General features: G+C 51.2%; 13 protein-coding genes. 10 read left to right on the forward strand and 3 right to left on the reverse strand.

The features are described 5' to 3' along the window. The coding region (locus tag B036_RS33885) for a hypothetical protein (RefSeq protein ID WP_044101976.1) at positions 1-343 on the reverse strand (343 nt) is incomplete at its 3' end. Between the two features lie 219 nt (positions 344-562). On the opposite strand from B036_RS33885, the gene B036_RS0106355 reads away from it, so the two are divergent. Beyond that, positions 563-1,648 carry an aromatic ring-hydroxylating oxygenase subunit alpha gene (locus B036_RS0106355; RefSeq protein ID WP_020567858.1) on the forward strand — a complete coding sequence of 362 codons (1,086 nt, stop codon included), beginning with the start codon at positions 563-565 and terminating at the stop codon, positions 1,646-1,648. Between the two features lie 317 nt (positions 1,649-1,965). Further along, complete coding sequence (locus B036_RS0106360) at positions 1,966-2,223, forward strand: CBU_0592 family membrane protein (RefSeq protein WP_020567859.1); 258 nt, start codon at positions 1,966-1,968, stop codon at positions 2,221-2,223. A 238-nt stretch (positions 2,224-2,461) separates the two neighbouring features. Here the strand turns inward: B036_RS0106360 and B036_RS0106365 are convergent, their stop codons facing one another. Next, positions 2,462-2,953: an Lrp/AsnC ligand binding domain-containing protein gene (locus B036_RS0106365; RefSeq protein WP_020567860.1), complete on the reverse strand. Its 492-nt coding sequence runs from the start codon at positions 2,951-2,953 to the stop codon at positions 2,462-2,464. A gap of 328 nt (positions 2,954-3,281) precedes the next feature. Here B036_RS0106365 and B036_RS0106370 point away from each other — a divergent pair, with 328 nt between their 5' ends. Both B036_RS0106370 and B036_RS31725 read left to right on the forward strand, forming a co-directional pair. Continuing rightward, positions 3,282-4,460, forward strand: a complete 1,179-nt coding sequence (locus B036_RS0106370) for a hypothetical protein (RefSeq protein WP_020567861.1) — start codon at positions 3,282-3,284, stop codon at positions 4,458-4,460. Positions 4,461-4,607: 147 nt separating this feature from the next. Beyond that, on the forward strand, positions 4,608-7,427 hold the full coding sequence (locus tag B036_RS31725) for an ATP-binding protein (RefSeq protein WP_020567862.1): 2,820 nt from the start codon (positions 4,608-4,610) through the stop codon (positions 7,425-7,427). A gap of 228 nt (positions 7,428-7,655) precedes the next feature. On the opposite strand, the gene B036_RS31730 is transcribed toward B036_RS31725, so the two are convergent. Continuing rightward, on the reverse strand, positions 7,656-8,183 hold the full coding sequence (locus B036_RS31730; RefSeq protein WP_020567863.1) for a hypothetical protein: 528 nt from the start codon (positions 8,181-8,183) through the stop codon (positions 7,656-7,658). A 482-nt stretch (positions 8,184-8,665) separates the two neighbouring features. Between B036_RS31730 and aspS the strand changes: the two genes are divergently transcribed. From aspS to B036_RS0106410, 6 genes are all read left to right on the forward strand, one after another. Continuing rightward, positions 8,666-10,423 (forward strand): aspartate--tRNA ligase, encoded by a 1,758-nt coding sequence (aspS, locus tag B036_RS0106385; RefSeq protein WP_020567864.1) that lies wholly within the window; start codon positions 8,666-8,668, stop codon positions 10,421-10,423. 328 nt (positions 10,424-10,751) lie between these two features. Continuing rightward, the gene (locus B036_RS0106390; protein ID WP_020567865.1) at positions 10,752-11,663 is read left to right on the forward strand and encodes a glutaminase; all 912 of its coding nucleotides are present in this window, start codon (positions 10,752-10,754) and stop codon (positions 11,661-11,663) included. 209 nt (positions 11,664-11,872) lie between these two features. Further along, a complete protein-coding gene (locus tag B036_RS0106395; RefSeq protein ID WP_020567866.1) occupies positions 11,873-12,919 on the forward strand; it encodes a hypothetical protein in 1,047 nt (348 codons plus the stop codon). Positions 12,920-13,048: 129 nt separating this feature from the next. Continuing rightward, positions 13,049-13,768, forward strand: coding sequence for a DUF4294 domain-containing protein (locus tag B036_RS0106400; protein ID WP_157472059.1), 720 nt, complete (start codon positions 13,049-13,051; stop codon positions 13,766-13,768). A gap of 227 nt (positions 13,769-13,995) precedes the next feature. Beyond that, positions 13,996-15,882 carry a peptidoglycan-binding domain-containing protein gene (locus B036_RS0106405; protein ID WP_020567868.1) on the forward strand — a complete coding sequence of 629 codons (1,887 nt, stop codon included), beginning with the start codon at positions 13,996-13,998 and terminating at the stop codon, positions 15,880-15,882. Between the two features lie 292 nt (positions 15,883-16,174). Continuing rightward, complete coding sequence (locus B036_RS0106410) at positions 16,175-16,897, forward strand: CPBP family intramembrane glutamic endopeptidase (protein WP_020567869.1); 723 nt, start codon at positions 16,175-16,177, stop codon at positions 16,895-16,897. The last annotated feature ends 10 nt before the right edge of the window (positions 16,898-16,907 follow it).

Here is a 16,907-nt window from a genome sequence, read left to right on the forward strand (position 1 = left end):
CTTCGCAAGCCGTTTGTTCCCGGTTGGTGTTGAAGCCGGGGCCGCAGGTTGTACATGAAGTGGCGCCATTACCGGAGATGGTTCCGGGGGGACAGGTAACGCAGGTTTGTCCGTTGCTGAAAGTCCCGGCGGGGCAGAGTTCACAGTCGGTTCGTTGGGCGTTGGCGACGGAACCGGGAGGGCAAGTTGTGCATTGAGTCGCTCCCACACCAGAGATGGTGCCGGGGGGGCAGGTTATGCAGGTTTGTCCGTTGTTGAAGGTGCCGGCGGGACAACTTTGGCTCAGCAGGGAATAGGGCAGAAATACCAGAAAAAAGAAGGAAAGTACGAACTTTACGAGCATGGGAGCAGTGTTTCGGGGGGTGCGGGGATTCACCTATTAATTACCTCACCTGGGAAACCGTTACGGTAATAGAGGGAAAGTCTATCTAACCCGGCTTTTATACCATTAATTTGCACCTGCGGCCGCGCCCTGGTATTTTAAATAGTTACCGAAGGTCTGATATAGATTGGGCGTATAATGCAAGGATTAAACAGGTTCTTAAATGCTTCAAATTTCACTATGTACCAGATCAACCCCAACCTCCACAAAGCCGAAACCCTCCCAACTGATTTCTACCAAAATCCTGCGGTATGGGAAGTTGCTAAGGAGAAGATATTTTGTCGTAGTTGGCAGTTTGTGGGGGATGAGCGGCGGTTGTTTAACGGACCAGAGAATATCCACCCATCCTGGATACTGGAAAAATATCTCGACGAACCGATTTTGTTGACAAAGCAAGGAGAAGACATCAAATGCCTGACCAATGTCTGCACCCACCGGGGGTTCCTGATGGCGCAACATCCGGCACAGGTACGGAAGCTGACGTGCCAGTATCATGGTCGGCGGTTTGACCTCGACGGTAAGTTTGAGTTTATGCCGGAGTTTAAGGAGGCAGAGGATTTCCCTCGTCCGTGCGATCACCTGCACCAGCTGCCGCTGCTACGCTGGCGGCAGTGGTTATTCACGGCGGTTGATCCCCGGATTGATTTCCAGGCAATTGTTAATAAGCTGGAAGAGCGACTGTACTTTCTGGATTTCGAATCCTTCACCTTTTATCCAGAGTATTCCAAAACTTACAACGTACAGGCCCATTGGGCGCTGTATCTGGACAATTATATGGAGGGTTTTCACGTGCCGTTCGTGCACAACGATCTCGGCGCATTACTTGATTATGGAAGCTATGTGACGGAGACCTACGACAATATGGTGTTGCAGATAGGGTACGCGAGTAGTGGTGATTTTACCTTCAAGTTCCCGGAGGGGCACCCTGATTTTGGGCGTGAGGTTACGGCCTATTACGTTTGGGTGTACCCGAATTTTATGCTGAACATTTATCCCTGGGGCGTGCAGCTCAACATCGTTCGGCCGGTGACCCCGACGTTCACGAAGGTGGAGTTTCTGTACTACATACATGACCACGATACCTTCGAGCTGATGAATGGGGCCAACCTGGCCGAGAAAACGGAGCGGGAGGACGAATTCGTGGTTGAGGCCGTGCAGCGGGGTATCAGTTCCCGGTTTTACCAGGCGGGGCGGTTTTCACCCAAGCGTGAGAATGGGGTGCATGCTTTACACCAGATGATTGCCGGAGCGTTGGCCGAAGAATAGGCGCGGCTGCGGTCGCAGTAACCGCCGCAGGCAGCAGCTTAGCTAATGAGCGAATAGGGAAATGGTTACCTTTCGCATCCTTGCGCTTGCTCACCGTGGCGAATAAGCGCAGCGCATTGAGGAGTATCAGCGGTAGCCTTTCTCTCATTCACCATTCCCCCATTCACTTTTTTGGCGGGGCCGCAGGTGCAAGAAAAGTTGGAATAAGCAGGGTAGGGGCCTTTTGGTCTAAGGTCGTAAACTATTGGTCGATACTAAAATGCCTGGTTGAACGAAAGGGAGTCCAAGACGTATCTAGTGATACCACTCCCTTAGCTATGGAACTAACCTTTGTCGATTACCTGGGCTTTTCCGGCGTTTCCCTGATCCTGCTGGCCTTCTTTCTGAATCTGCGCAAAATGCTTGATACGGAACACCTGGTCTATATCCTGCTGAACCTGGTGGGGGCGGCACTGGCCTGCCTGGCTTCCATACTGATGGAGTACCTGCCGTTTGTGTTGCTCGAAGGCGTTTGGCTGTTGGTGTCCGCAGCTGCGCTGCGGCGGAAATACCGGCGTTGGCGGCTGGTTGACTAATTACTTTTCGCTGGACAAAATGTACTTCCGTAGAAGTACGGAGAGAGGTGGAGTTGATTACTCATCCGGAATTTTCTAAAAACCAAAATTTCACCCCCTCCAAACCAAACTGAAGTCTTCATGAAGCTTCCGACGGTCCATCAGCCGACCAGTCTTTCTATCCAACAAATTCTTTTGGTCTGGCGAAGCCGGTCAAAATGTTACCTGACGGCTAAGGACAATTGTGCCGGGAAGCAGGCTATTCCAACAGCTCCTTCATCTCATCAGAAGAGAGCACCTGAACGGGTCGATTGATACTTTCTTCGAGTGAGATGAAGGTTTCCGTGCGTTGAATACCCTCGTACGCCTGGATCCGGGCCAGCACCTTGCGTAAGTGGTTGGTATCCCGACAAACGACCTTAAGAAAAATGCTGTATCCGCCGGTGAGGTAGTGTGCAGACACTATTTCCTGAATTCCCTTCAGGTAGGCCGTAGCTGGCTGGTATTCGCCGCTGCTTTTGAGGAATACGCCGAGAAATGCCGTAATGTCGTAGCCCAGCCTTGTATGGTCTACTTCAAGCGTTTGCCCGGTAACGATGCCTGCAGCAATGAGTTTGTTCATCCGAACGTGGATGGTGCCTCCGGAAACGAAAAGCTTCGCGGCCAGGTCGGTATAGGGTCGCTTGGCATTCTCCATCAGGAGGGCCAGGATCTTACGGTCGAGGTCGTCGAGGTCGTAGGTTTTACTCATGGAAGTGGCTTGAGGGCGGGAAGATAACTAGCAGTATTGATGATTTACAGGCCGGTGATGGAAATGACTTAATATAACCCCGCTGGTATATAGGTTTTCTTCCCCTTGCTCCATTACAATTCCCTGCTGCTGCTGCTGTCACGCCTAAGAGAAATAGCAAATGGTAGCTTATTAGCTAATAAGCGGTAAAACAATCCGTTCGGGCCGATTTTACAGTCATTACGTTCGATTGTGCAATCACTTGCCTCCCCCTTGCGCTCACCTTTGTGGTATTCAATTACACACGGCTTCCACTGCTTTGGATTAGGAAGCTTTTAATCAATCCATAATGCGTTCGCTCTTTACCTCAGTCTGTTTCTCACTTCTTACCGTCTTCCTGTCTACGGGTTCGGTAGCTGCTCAGATCACGATCAATAACGATAACTTTATTCGTCCTTCCGGCTTCATCGATAGTTCCTATTCAGTGCCTCGATCGATGGTTCCACCGCCCGTAACTGGTGAGAACCTGACTTGGGATTATTCCGACCTGACTTATGACTCCACCTATTATCGCGAATTCATCGCTGGTATGGATACACTTCTGCCGACGGCACTGAATTATACTGAGGCAGGTATTTATTTTGGGGCCCTTCAGGCAAATTCCCAGACATGGGAGGGACAGTCCGTAAACGGTTACAGTGACTTAATTGGGATTACGATTCAGGATACGACCTTCAATATCACGCCATTGACCGGAGGCCCAACGGACAATTTTCACATCGTCGGTGGTACCATTCCCTACACAAACGGCGGTGCTAATTCACTGCCTTTTCCCATCACTTTTGGCAGCCAATGGGACACTGAATACAGCGAGGTAATCAATTATGATATTACCGTTGCCGCATTTGGCCTCAACTCGGTTCCCGGTACTATCCGCGAAGATGTGGCCGTCAGCCGGGAAGTTGTAGGCTACGGACGGGTCAGATTGCCGGGCGTAGGTGACGATCCCGACCCGTTCTACGATGTCCTGCTGGTAAAACTGACCAGGACGTCGGTAGACAGCGCCTTCCTGGGCGGTGCTCCGGCCCCGGTAGCATTACTGAATGCATTCATGTTTACTCAGGGAGAGGTGACCAGGGACACGGCATTCCTTTTTTACGGACTCGGAGAGTTTGGGGTTGCACTCATTAACCATAACCTTAGTAATGGCCAGGTTTTCTTCCGTCCCGTTGGCGGCAACCTCACCTCTACCTATACCCTACGCTTGCTGGAAAGTAATGTGTACCCCAACCCCATCGTGGCGGGTGACCAGTTGATTTTCGAAGTGCCCGAAGGTCTCCCTGCTGGCACTCAACTACAACTGATCGGAATGGATGGTCGCCTTACCTTTCAGAAAGTACTAACGACCAGACAGGCAGCCCGGATTGAAGTGTCCTTGCCCACCGGTCTTCCCGCTGCTCCCTACGTATATACCGTTCGTTCTGCCAACGGCCAATTGCTGGTCAGTGGTAAACTGGAGGTGCGGTAAGCGCTAAAAAAGATGTTTGAATTAATGAATTGCTATCGAATAACATTTTGAACAAGTAGGCTTATACTTTTAGGTGAACACGGCTCCCAACCGTTGTTCACCTTTTTTTTGCACCTTTATCTCCGAATTAAGGCTTTATCTCTTCGAATGGCTGTCCAAAACATTTTGTTTACGTTGCGGCTAGCTTTGATGGCCACCGTGAGTGTCGTGCCTGCCTTTCTCGCTGCGGACACCATTCCAACCTACATTTTCCAGATCGATGGAGATCAAAGAGTAATTCTGGACGATGCCGTGCGGTTATATCCCGACACCTCCTCCGCACTCACTATTGAAGAAATTTTAGCCGGTAGGGGTCCGGCCTTCGTGAAGCGCGATGCGCTTTCTTTTGGCGTAGATTCGTATAACCTGTGGTACCGGTTGCGGGCAAGTAATCCTACCAATCGTCAGGTAAGTAAAGTCGTCTTCGTTTCTCTCTCAATCCTGGAAGGAGATGTTTACGTCACGGATGGTGGTCGCATCATCAGTGAGGCAAAAACCGGGAGCCTTACGCCGCCTGGAGAGAAAGCCATTTACTCCCAGAAGAACTATTTGAAACTTGAAATACCGCCGGGGAGTACCCGTACGCTTTATCTGCGAACAAATAAGGGGAATAACTTCCTGTCTTGTTGCCCTAATCTGATGATTGCAAATTCTCCCCGATGGATGAGGGCCCGACTATTTAGGCGTGGAGTAGGGCGTTTCTTCTATCTGGGTATAATGGTGCTGATTGGGGTGATCAGCCTGTTCTCCTATTATTTATTTCGCAAGTCTATTTTTCTGTCATTTGGTGCACTAATGATCTTATTTGGTGGTTATTTCGTGGTGCAAACCGCTAATCAAGCGCCGCTTTTTCCTGGCGGAACCTCAGTTGCAACCGACACATGGATAAGGCTGATTTTGGCGGGAATACACCTGATGTTCTTTCTTTTTACGGTTTCGTACCTGAAATTGTCTGAAGCGTTACCCCGCATTTTCCAGGTTTATCGCATTCTTACTTTCTTATTGGTTAGCGAATTACTGTTTCTTTCGGTTTTGGGGCAATTGTCAGAAGGGTTTAACCAAGCTAGCAGGCTATTTAGCCTGGCCTGGGTCCTATTTACTTTCTACCTGGTGGTCAAACTTGCCATCTACGGAAGCAAAGCCGCACGTGTTTTGGCGCTCTCTTTCTTTTTGTTAATGATTGGAGCAATAGTTGACCTGGCAGCAATATTGCCCTATTTTCATAACAATGTACTGGTCTCTAATAGCCTTCAGATCAGTACTGTTTTCTTTGCTGGTATCATATTCCGGGAGCTCTTGGCAGGCTTTTCCGAACTCCGCCGTCAAAAAGAGCAACTCGCGGAAACAGCCACCCTGAAAAGCCGGTTCTTTGCCAATATTACCCACGAATTCCGTACGCCACTCACCTTAATGCTGGCACCCTTACGGCAGGTGATCAACCAGACAGAAGATACGGAGAGCATTCAGTTACTGGAGTTGGCAGAGCGTAATGCCGAGCGGCAATTAGAACTCGTGGACCAGCTGTTGGACCTGGCGCAATTGGACGCAAAGGCACTACGTTTACAGGCTGCTCGGGCAGACTTCAGCGCCTACCTTCAGCGTACCGTCGCAGCCTACGAATCATTAGCGGTACAACAGGATATACAGCTGTTACTGGACCTGCCCGAGATGCCGGTTACGTTATATTTTGATGAGGAAAAAACAGACCGAATAATCCTGAATTTGCTGTCTAATGCCTTCAAGTTTACGCCCGTTGGAGGTACAATAAAAGTGGCGATGACGCAGGATGCAAAAGAAGTTGAAATAGCAATATCTGATACTGGTCGAGGTATTACCCCGGAGCTTTTGCCCCATATTTTCGACCGCTTTTTCTTGGCTGGGAACAGCAAAACAGATACAAAAGGCACCGGTATCGGCTTGGCGCTGGTCCGGGAAATGGTTCTGTTACACCATGGGAGGGTCAGAGTGGAAAGTCAGGTAGGGGAGGGCTCTACTATCACTATTTGTTTTCCTCTCGGCAGGGAGCACCTTCAACCCGAAGACCTCTTTAAAAGTCCACTTTCTTCTACGGAGTTTCGCAGGAATAGGAGCTCAATTACCCTGAATGAAGCCAGCAGCGCAGCTTCAGGCAGAACCCTGGAACCAGCCAGCAGCGCAGCTGCAGGTACTCACTCCTCTGTACTCCTCATCGAAGACAACGCCGAAATGCGCGCCTTCATCACCCAGATGCTCGCTCCCACCTACCGGGTAATCACCGCTGTGAACGGCGTGGAAGGCGTTCGACTCGCCCTCGATTCACCTCCGGACCTCATCGTTAGTGATCTGATGATGCCGGAAAAGGATGGCTACCAGGTTTGCCGTGAACTGAAAGCTGATCTCCGTACCAGCCACGTTCCGATCATCCTCCTAACCGCCCGCGCCTCTCGGGATGCTCGTGTCATCGGACTTGACGAAGGTGCCGATGACTACCTTACCAAACCCTTCGATGCCCGGGAATTGCTGGCCCGTGCCGCTAACTTGATCCGCTCCCGCCAGATCCTCCGCGAACGCTTTGCCAGCTCCATCTTTGTTAAGCCAAGCGAACTCGCCGTTACCACTCTGGACCAAGACTTTTTGACGCGTGCCCTGGAACATGTAGAAACCCACCTGAATGATGCCAATTTATCAGTCGATCAATTAGCCGAGGTACTCAACACCAGCCGGACACAATTAAACTCGAAGTTGCGGGCCCTGGTCAATCAGTCCAGTAACCAGTTTATTCAGTCCGTAAGGTTGCAACGAGCGGCACAGTTGTTGCGCCAGGAAAATACCACGGCCAAGGAAGTTGCTTATACTTGCGGCTTCAGTAGCCCGGAATACTTCTCCCGACTTTTTAAGGCGGAGTACGGGATGACGCCAAAGGGGTATGCACGGGGGGACGCAGAGTAGTTTTATGTTTGGTACAATTTGCCCAGGTAGGCAAAAGCCTCCGACTGCTCCAATGAACCGTTCGAAAATGCCTCTTACCCTTTCATTGCACCTGCGGCCGCGCCTAAAAAGTGAAGGAGGAAATGGTTGAATGGCTGCCGCTGTTACTACTCACTGCGCTGCGCTTGTTCGCCATGGTATGCGAAGCGAACGATGCGTGTGGTAGCTATTCCCTCATTCGCCATTCAGTTATTTACTTACTCCGAAAGGCAGCCCATGCTCCCGGGAGGCCTCCGCAACGATCACCTGTTCTCCGGCGGGCATTCGTTCCAGCAGTAATCCCTCAAGGGCATTATCATAGCCGGTCTTACGTTCGGGCGTTTCCATCCAGAGTACGAAAACTGTTTTATTGACTTGTTCGCAGCGCCGCCGGGCTTCGGCCCAGAACCAATAATTGGAAGAAAACGGTTTGCGGGGCTGTCGCTCCAACCACCATAGCTGCAGCCGTCGCCACCAATGCCGCCTCAGGTAGGTATCTACGATACGAATGAGCCGCTGACTGTCGATGAATTTCGTCGCGACGTGGGCAGCCAATACCTCAGGTGGTTTCCGATTGGCCCGGTACTCCTTCCCATCGCGGTCACTGATGCGCGGGCGGTAGTTCTTTACTTCAATGAGCCATAGCTTTCCGTCCGGAGAAAGGCCAATAAAATCAACCCCTTTCAGCCCGTGGCCGCTGAGGCTCTGATACGCAACGGTATCGTCGTACTTCCGCACCGCCCAATCGTTGGGGAAGTAGAAGGTGAGATTGGATTCTTGAAATTTGATGGGTGTAAGTTACGGGTTACAGCGTCGCTTCGCTCCTGTTGCAGGTGTTGCAGGGTCGCTTCGCTCCTGTTGCAAGGGTTGCAGCAATCTCATTGGAATGCCTGCAACCCCTGCAACGCGAGCGAAGCGAACTCTGCAACGTGAGCGAAGCGAACTCTGCAACATGAGCGAAGCGAACTCTGCAACGTGAGCGAAGCGAACTCTGCAACGTGAGCGAAGCGAAATCTGCAACGCGAGCGAAGCGAACTCTGCAACGTGAGCGAAGCGAACTCTGCAACGTGAGCGAAGCGAACTCTGCAACGCGAGCGAAGCGAACTCTGCAACGTGAGCGAAGCGAACTCTGCAACGCGAGCGAAGCGAGTCTTTGCAACTTGAGCGGTAGCGAACTCCAGCAACTTGACTATCTTTGCCCCCCGTTAAAATTACCTCCCATGTTTCGTACCCACAATTGCGGTGAACTCCGCCTTTCCGACGCCGGTAAACAAGTTAGCCTAAGTGGCTGGGTTCAGATCGGCCGAGATTTCGGCGGATTGACCTTCGTTGACCTCCGTGACCGCTATGGCATTACTCAGGTAGTCTTCGATCAGGATGATAACTCCGGGTTGGCAGAGCAGGCACGGAAGTTGGGCCGCGAATGGGTGATCCAGGTAAACGGAACCGTTCGGGAGCGAACCAATAAGAATGCAAACCGCGCCACCGGTGACGTAGAGATCATCGCTAACGAACTGATCATACTCAACAGCGCCAAGACGCCGCCCTTTACCATAGAGGACGACTCCGACGGCGGTGACGACCTGCGGATGCAGTACCGGTACCTCGACCTTCGTCGTGGTCCGCTACAGCAGAACATTATGTTCCGCAGTAAACTGGCCCTTGCCGTTCGTGCCTACCTCGGTGGAAAAGACTTTGTCGAGGTAGAAACTCCTTTTCTCATTAAGTCTACACCGGAAGGTGCCCGCGACTTCGTAGTACCAAGCCGACTCAACGAAGGCCAGTTCTACGCCCTGCCGCAGAGCCCTCAAACCTTCAAGCAGCTGCTGATGGTAGCCGGTTACGACCGCTACTTCCAGATCGTAAAGTGTTTTCGTGACGAAGACCTCCGCGCTGACCGCCAGCCCGAATTTACCCAGATTGACTGCGAAATGGCCTTCGTAACCCAGGAGCAGGTACTGAATACCTTCGAAGGGCTGACAAAACACGTATTCCAGGAACTCAAGGGCATAACCCTTGAGGAGTTCCCCAGAATGCAATACGACGACGCTATTCGCCTCTATGGCTCCGATAAACCGGACCTGAGGGTTGGCATGGAACTGGTGGAGCTCAACGATGTAGCCCAAAACAAAGGCTTCGGCGTGTTCGACAGCGCCGAACTGGTCGTCGCCATCTGCGTGCCCGCTAAAGCTGACCTTACCCGCAAGCAACTTGACGGGCTGACCAATTGGGTGAAGCGCCCACAGGTTGGTGCGAAGGGACTGGTGTACGTAAAGTGCAACGAAGACGGTACCTTCAAATCAAGCGTAGACAAATTCTTCGACCAGGAAGCGCTGTCTGCCTGGGCCGCTAAATGCGACGCAAAGCCCGGTGACCTCTTGCTCGTCATCTCCGGAGATGACGAAAAAAGCCGTGGCCAGATCGGTAACCTACGCCTCCACGTAGCTAAAGAGTACGACATGATGCCGGAAGGGGTATTCAAGCCCCTGTGGGTAGTCGACTTTCCGCTGCTGGAATGGGATGAAGACAGCGAGCGTTTCCACGCGATGCACCACCCGTTCACCAGCCCCAAGCGGGAAGAGGTGGAACGAATGCTGACGGGCGATCACGAAACCATGAAGTCGCTCAAGGCCGATGCCTACGACCTTGTCATCAACGGCGCAGAAATTGGTGGCGGTTCCGTCCGAATCTACGACCGGGCACTGCAGGAACGTAACTTCAAACTCCTCGGATTCACCGAGGAAGAAGCCGAAGAACAGTTCGGCTTCCTGATGGGCGCCTTCGAATACGGGGCACCGCCTCACGCCGGCATTGCCTTCGGTTTCGACCGCCTGTGTGCCGTCATGAACGGCCAGTCCTCGATCCGTGATTTTATCGCCTTCCCGAAGAACAACCAGGGGCGCGACGTGATGATCGATGCGCCTGCGCGTATTGATGATGCTCAGTGTAAGGAACTGAATCTTAAGGTTACGGTGTAAGCTGGCCTTGTATTTGGTCAATGCAGCCAGTGGCTGCAAATAGATTAAATGCTCTCCGTGCACCACTTCCCCTACAAGTCGTACTGTTGAGGCAGCTTTACTCTTTTTGGTAAAGCTGCCTCATTATTTTCGTAGCCATTTGATGACCTCAAATCCGAACTGCTGCCATGATAGTATCATTTGATAGTATCTTGGTAGTTTCAGCAACTAATAATAATCATTGACGGGAGAAATGCTCTTTCCCTTGAGCCTCAGGTCAGGCATGCGCCAATATAACATTTGTGATTAGCCGGCGAATAGTGGTTCTTTGTGCCCTATTCTAATAACTATGGATATCAACAAGGTATTTGCGACGATACATGCCGGCTTGCCAGCTAAAAATACCGGCAAGGTAGCCGATTACATTCCAGAATTAGGTAAGGTGGACCCCGATAAATTCGGCGTACAGGCTACTACCGTCGATGGGCGTGAGTACGCTTTCGGAGAGGCAAAAGAGCCTTTCAGTATTCAGTCCATCGCCAAGGTGTTCACCCTGACGATGGCTTACCAAAGATTGAACAAAGAGCTCTGGAAGAGGGTAGGGGTTGAGCCCTCTGGCACCCCCTTCAATTCCTTGATCCAGCTCGAAGCTGATCAGGGTATACCCCGAAATCCAATGATCAATGCTGGTGCGCTGGTCGTTTGTGATGTGCTGTTGGATTACCTTAAGGACCCGAAGGCTGAGCTATTGTCTTTTGTCCGCTCTCTATCTTCCGATAAAAGCATCAATTATAATAAAGCTGTTGCGCAATCAGAGTTAGATAATGCCTCCCGGAATCGGGCACTACTCGAGTACATGCGCTCTTTCGGCAACATCCATAACGAATCAGACGACATTCTTGATTTTTACTGCCATCTCTGTGCGCTGGAAATGTGTTGCGGCCAATTGTCTCGTAGTTTTCTGTTTTTGGCCAATCAGGGCATTGCCCCCTTATCCGGCGAGCGGATCGTATCCAGCAGCATGACCAAGCGGCTTAATGCGATCATGCAACTTTGCGGATTTTACGATGAGGCCGGAGAATTTTCCTTCCGCGTTGGCTTGCCGGGTAAGAGTGGGGTCGGGGGTGGAATAGTGGCCTTGTTACCAGGGGATTATTGCATTACAGTCTGGAGTCCACCCCTGAATTATAAGGGGAATTCCCACCATGGGATGGCATTTCTGGAACAATTTACTACCGAGGTTGGGGAGAGTATTTTTTAGATGGAGCGTTAGTAAGGTTGGGTATTTAACTCGCTAAGTAACAAAGTCACCACTTGGATCATAAACGGGTAGTAACTATTTTGGTAGGTATAAATTTCCACTTTTGATGTTGTGGCCCTGCTTCACTTACTATCCCCGAAGAGATTAGTATTTATAATACTGACCTTAGTCGGGAACACGAAAAATATCCAATTCCGTATCTTACCCCCATGTACGAAACCATTCGTGAGAAAATCCGTGAAAACAGGGTCGCCGAAGCCCTGAAGGATATGGACGCGCTGCAATTGAGCCGCGAACACACCAGTAGGTTGGTCAATCTGCACCGTCGATACCGGGTTTACCAGGAAAAAGCCATTAGTAATTTGTCGGAAGAGCGGTTGCTACGGATTGAGGAGAATGGGATCGTAGAAGACATACTGACCTTTCTGGATATGGTAGAGTTTCCCGCAAAGTATGAGCAGGAAAAGGAGGGCGGGGTCGCAGGTGCAGCGGAAAGGACTAAAGAGCAAGGAAAGAAGGCTGGTTTGGGCCGATGGGTACTGCTTGTTCTCGGCTTGGCAGTGATGGCATTACTTGCTTTTTGGGTGCTGCAGCCAGACGATAAGCCTACACCAGTAAACCCAACTACGGAGCAGCCCGAAAGGACAGAAGATCCCGATAAGCCGGAGCGCCCTACCTTAACCAATCCAAGGATTCCTGACGGCAAGGTCACGCTCAACCCCGATGTCCTCGATCGGGTAGAACTAAAGCCTGCCACAGATTTAAAACTTGATCCCAACATATTATCCAGAGCATTGCTCCTGAAGCCATTCATGACCGAAGGTAAGCAAGTGCCCATGGCCCTGGCGGTCTACTACAATAAAAAATCCCCAACGGAATACAACGAAACCATGACCCGGCAGATGGGCGCTTTCGTCCGTAGCTTTCTTCAACGGGAGATCAGTATGGACGTACTGACCAAAGCTTTCCATGAATCAGATGTCCGGGAACGGATGGTGCTACGCGCGACGTCGGATGAAGACAAACGCTTGAAAGTGGAGCGCACGCCCTATTTGCTGCTCCTTGATATTCGAAGTGAGGCGCGTAATAAGGGGTCAATGAGGATTTGCCTGTACGATGTCTCCCGGCAGAAAGGGTTTACCAGGGGTAAATCAGTTCTTGTTCGGGATGGAAAAGGAAATATCGCTTATGGCGAGATGGCCGCATTTGTCCGGGAGTTTTTGACCGAATTACGGGAAAGAGGCTTGTTTAAATAAGGCGCTTAAATGGTAGATGCCAACCTTCTGGAGCCGTCAGGAAAAAAGCATCGCGTAATTTTAACACCTTCTATTACACCTAAGCAGCCTGCAAAAGCATTTACTTTAAGTCCCCAATACATTACCAGAATGCCTAGTCTACCAACTTTGCTCTCCTTGTCTTTTCCCCGCACCTGCGGTCGCGCCCTAATAAAAGGCGCAAATCGGAAAGGATTAAAAGGTGCCTTTATCATCACTTTCCTCTTTTTAACCTTTTCCCCTTTACTGCTGCAGGCCCAGACGGGCTACACCAAAGTAGACGGCAAATACTACCCATATATAGTAGACGATTGTGGCGATACGCTGATCGTTGCCCAGCTGGGAGAAATGTCAGTAAGCTCTCCGGAAGTCTTTGAAACCGAAGAAGAATACAAGCAGTATCGACGTTATCGGATCTATGCACAGCGTGCCTATCCCTACGCGGTTGACGCCATTCGGATCTTCCGTGAAACGGAATACATGACGCAAAGCATGGATAAAAAGGACCGAAAACGATACAATAAGCGGCTACAAAAGGAACTGGAAGAGAAGTTTGAGGGACCCCTTAAAAAGATGTCCAAAACTCAGGGGAAAGTACTGATCTCCATGATCGAGAGAGAACTGGATGTACCGGTTTACGACCTGATCAAGGACCTGCGTGGCGGCCTTACTGCTCGCTATTGGGCCACCCTGGCCGGTTTTTACGGCCACAGACTAAAGCACAAATATACCATCGGCGACGACCGTATTCTGGACGCGGTCCTCGACGATTTCAACGTCAGCTACGAAGTTCCTAAGCTCCAGCTGGACAGTACCGCCGTGAAACGGTAACCTCGTTTCCGCCCGCCCGCCGAGTTTATCGAGGCCTTTTTAAGTGCTAACAATTTCGTTTAGCCTTCGATTCAGGCTAAGGTTCTAACGCCACGGTATGCTTTAATTGTGGAATTATGTTTGAAAGTTAAATAGGGAACACCCTTCGGTACCTATCTTGGGCCAAGAGAACACGCGGCCTGGCCGCTACTATGAGACTATTTACGTTCAGAAACATCCACTTTAGAATGACCAAGCATTTTTTGTCGAGCCTTTTTCTATTGCTCGCCGTATCCTTCGTTTCCGCTCAGGAGACCTTGCCGCTGCCTTCCGGCACACCTCCCGAAGTACCGGGCAAATGTTACGCAGTTTGTTATATTCCGGCAGAATTTAATTCCGTAACGGAAAACATCAGCACCTATGGCGCAGGGGAACACATGCTGGTAATCGAGCCAACCTATGAAACCTTTTCGGAGCAGGTCATGATTAAGCCGGCGAGTTACCGCTTGGTTGATGTTGCAGCTGAATACACGACGACAGAAGACCGGATCCTGATCACCCCCGCCTACGAAGAGATGGTGGTAGAACCCGCGAAATTCGAAACCGTAACGGAACGCGTACTCGTCGAAGAAAGCAGCTCGAGCTACCGCGTTGGTCAGCCAGGCTTTACAACGGTAACTAACGCTAAACTATACTACGGTTCGCCCGAGGGAACTGAGCCTGGAATCGTCTCTACTGATTACGGTAACATCCTGGACCCATCCGGCCGCAAAGGCGTTGACGGAGTAACCGATCCGTTTAATCCGGGTAACCCCAATAGCTTTATAAATGACCCCAATAGCCCACTGAATGTCTCCCCCAGCCTTTACGCCAACTCTGACATGGCTAAGCTGCTGGACCCCAATAATGCCGATAGCCCGTTCAGTGCCACCTATATTAAGGCCAACGGGATCGAAGCCGCCCAGCGAGAAGGAAACCGACTGCTGCAGCGTATGCAGGTTGGAACCATTGCCCCTTACATCACCCAGGAAGCACGGGTCAAACTGGACCGCATTCCTCGTACGACGGTGACCGAATCAGTAGAGGTGGAAGTCAGCCCGGCTTACATGACCTATCAGCAAATGCCGGTAAAGTGTGAAACGGGAGACTGTGTCTCTTTCTGTCAGGTAGAGGTGCCCGCTCAGATGGAGACCATCAATAAAACCATCCCTCAGCCTTGTCCTGCCGGTTACACCGTTGCTGCCATGGAACAAGGTGGAGCTGATTACTGTGTACGCCTGTCTTACGAGCCCGCAGTTTACGGCGCCCGGCAGGTACTGGTTGGTGGTGCAGCCATCACCGAACGACAGAGCGATGCGAAATACCGCGACGTTAAGGTCAAGCGCCTGGTTAGCCCGGCCAAAGTAGTTACCCGCCAGGTAGAAGCTACTTATGAGACCATAACCAAGCGTGTGGTATCTCGTGAAGCCTTCACACGTTATGAGCTGGTTCCCGCTGAGTACAAGACAATCACTCGTCGCGTTCGTACCGGCCTGGCCGGTGCCGAGTTCATCGTTCCCGGAGGCGTATTAATGGCCCCCACCACCTACAGTGCTGGCACAGACAACGCACCTGGAACCATCGGTAGCCTGCCGACATTAGTCAACCCAGGCGCCGGAGGTAAACTCCCCGGCTCCGTTCTTCCCTACACCTTGGGCGCTGGCCCGGATCGGGCCGGAAACATCGAAGCTAATGGCTACGCCCCGATAAACTCAACACCTGGCAACGGAATCGAGGGTATGCCTGCCAACTACTATACTGCAGGCTGCCCTACCGGTTACCGCTACGATGCACTTGATGGCCTTTGCAAAACTACCGAAGCGACCTCGGGAGGTTCCGCCAGCTATACAAAGGCAGTTCTGACCGGGAAAGGTAACTTCAGCGACTGGGTGGAAGTCGTTTGTCCCGGAAAAGGATCGACTGCCTCCATTCGCGACGTGCAGCGGGCGCTCAATAAACTCGGCTACCCAGCGGGTACTGCCGACGGCATCATGGGAGCCCGCACCAAAACGGCACTGGCCAAATACCAGCGCGATAATGGCTTGCCCATCGGTGGCATGAATGCGCCTACCTTGAAGAAGCTTGGATTGCGGTAAAACACCACCTCTTACATTACACTTCCGTTCGGCCCCACGCTAAATCAATTAGTGTGGGGCCGTTTTTTGTAGAGCCTCCAGGCTCTGAGCACTACATGTCCGGTGCATAAAGCGCGTATAAACACCTGAAAACCCGCCGTGTAACTAAAGTTACTCCCAATACCCCTTAACTTCACAACTGTTGTAACACCTTTCCCTTCCGAGTAATAGAAGGAAAAAGGCTGCTGAAGGCTTGGTTGGGAATTCGCTTCCGGCCTGCAAACAGCCTCAATCGCTCTCAAACCACCCACCCATGCAAACCGGCTATTTGATATTGGCGCTCTTAAACGGGACCCTGGGCTTTATGCTTTGGTATGCTTTATCGTCTTCCCTGAGCCTGCCCAAATCTTTTCAGATTCAATACGATATTAATGTCTCTTACTTCAGGCGAATACTCCGGCGGAGGTTCGCAGGATTTCTGATCTACGGCGTGCTGCCCTTACTGCTGATCCTGAAATTCGACATCATTGGTGATGTTGACTTTTCCGAGCTGGGGATAAGCTTTGACTGGAATAGTAAGGTGACAATATGGCTGGCCGCCCTGTTACCCATCACCCTGATCCTGAACCAGCTTAGTGCCCGTTCCCGGGAAACACTGATCAATTACCCTGAAATCAGGGTGACGATCTGGACACCCCGCATGCTTTTCATGAGTGCCCTTTACTGGTTCCTGTACCTTGTGGCCATGGAGTTCCTCTATCGGGGGCTCATCCTTCAGTCCTTATTCATGAACACTGGGAGCGTTTGGTGGACGGTCATCATCAGTGCCTGCCTCTACGCCATGATCCACTATTTTAAAGACAACCGGATCTCAGTGATGAGCCTGCCTTATGGCTTGATCATGGCCTATGCCACCCTGGATTCGGGTAGCCTGTTACCGACCATCCTTGTACACGTCATCGGTGGACTATTGACGGAGTGGATGGCCATCCGGCGGCATCCGGAAATTAAAGTTCAATCCAAACTATATCACTGATCAACTTAGC

The sequence above is a fragment of the Neolewinella persica DSM 23188 genome, assembly GCF_000373105.1.
GTDB lineage: Bacteria > Bacteroidota > Bacteroidia > Chitinophagales > Saprospiraceae > Neolewinella > Neolewinella persica.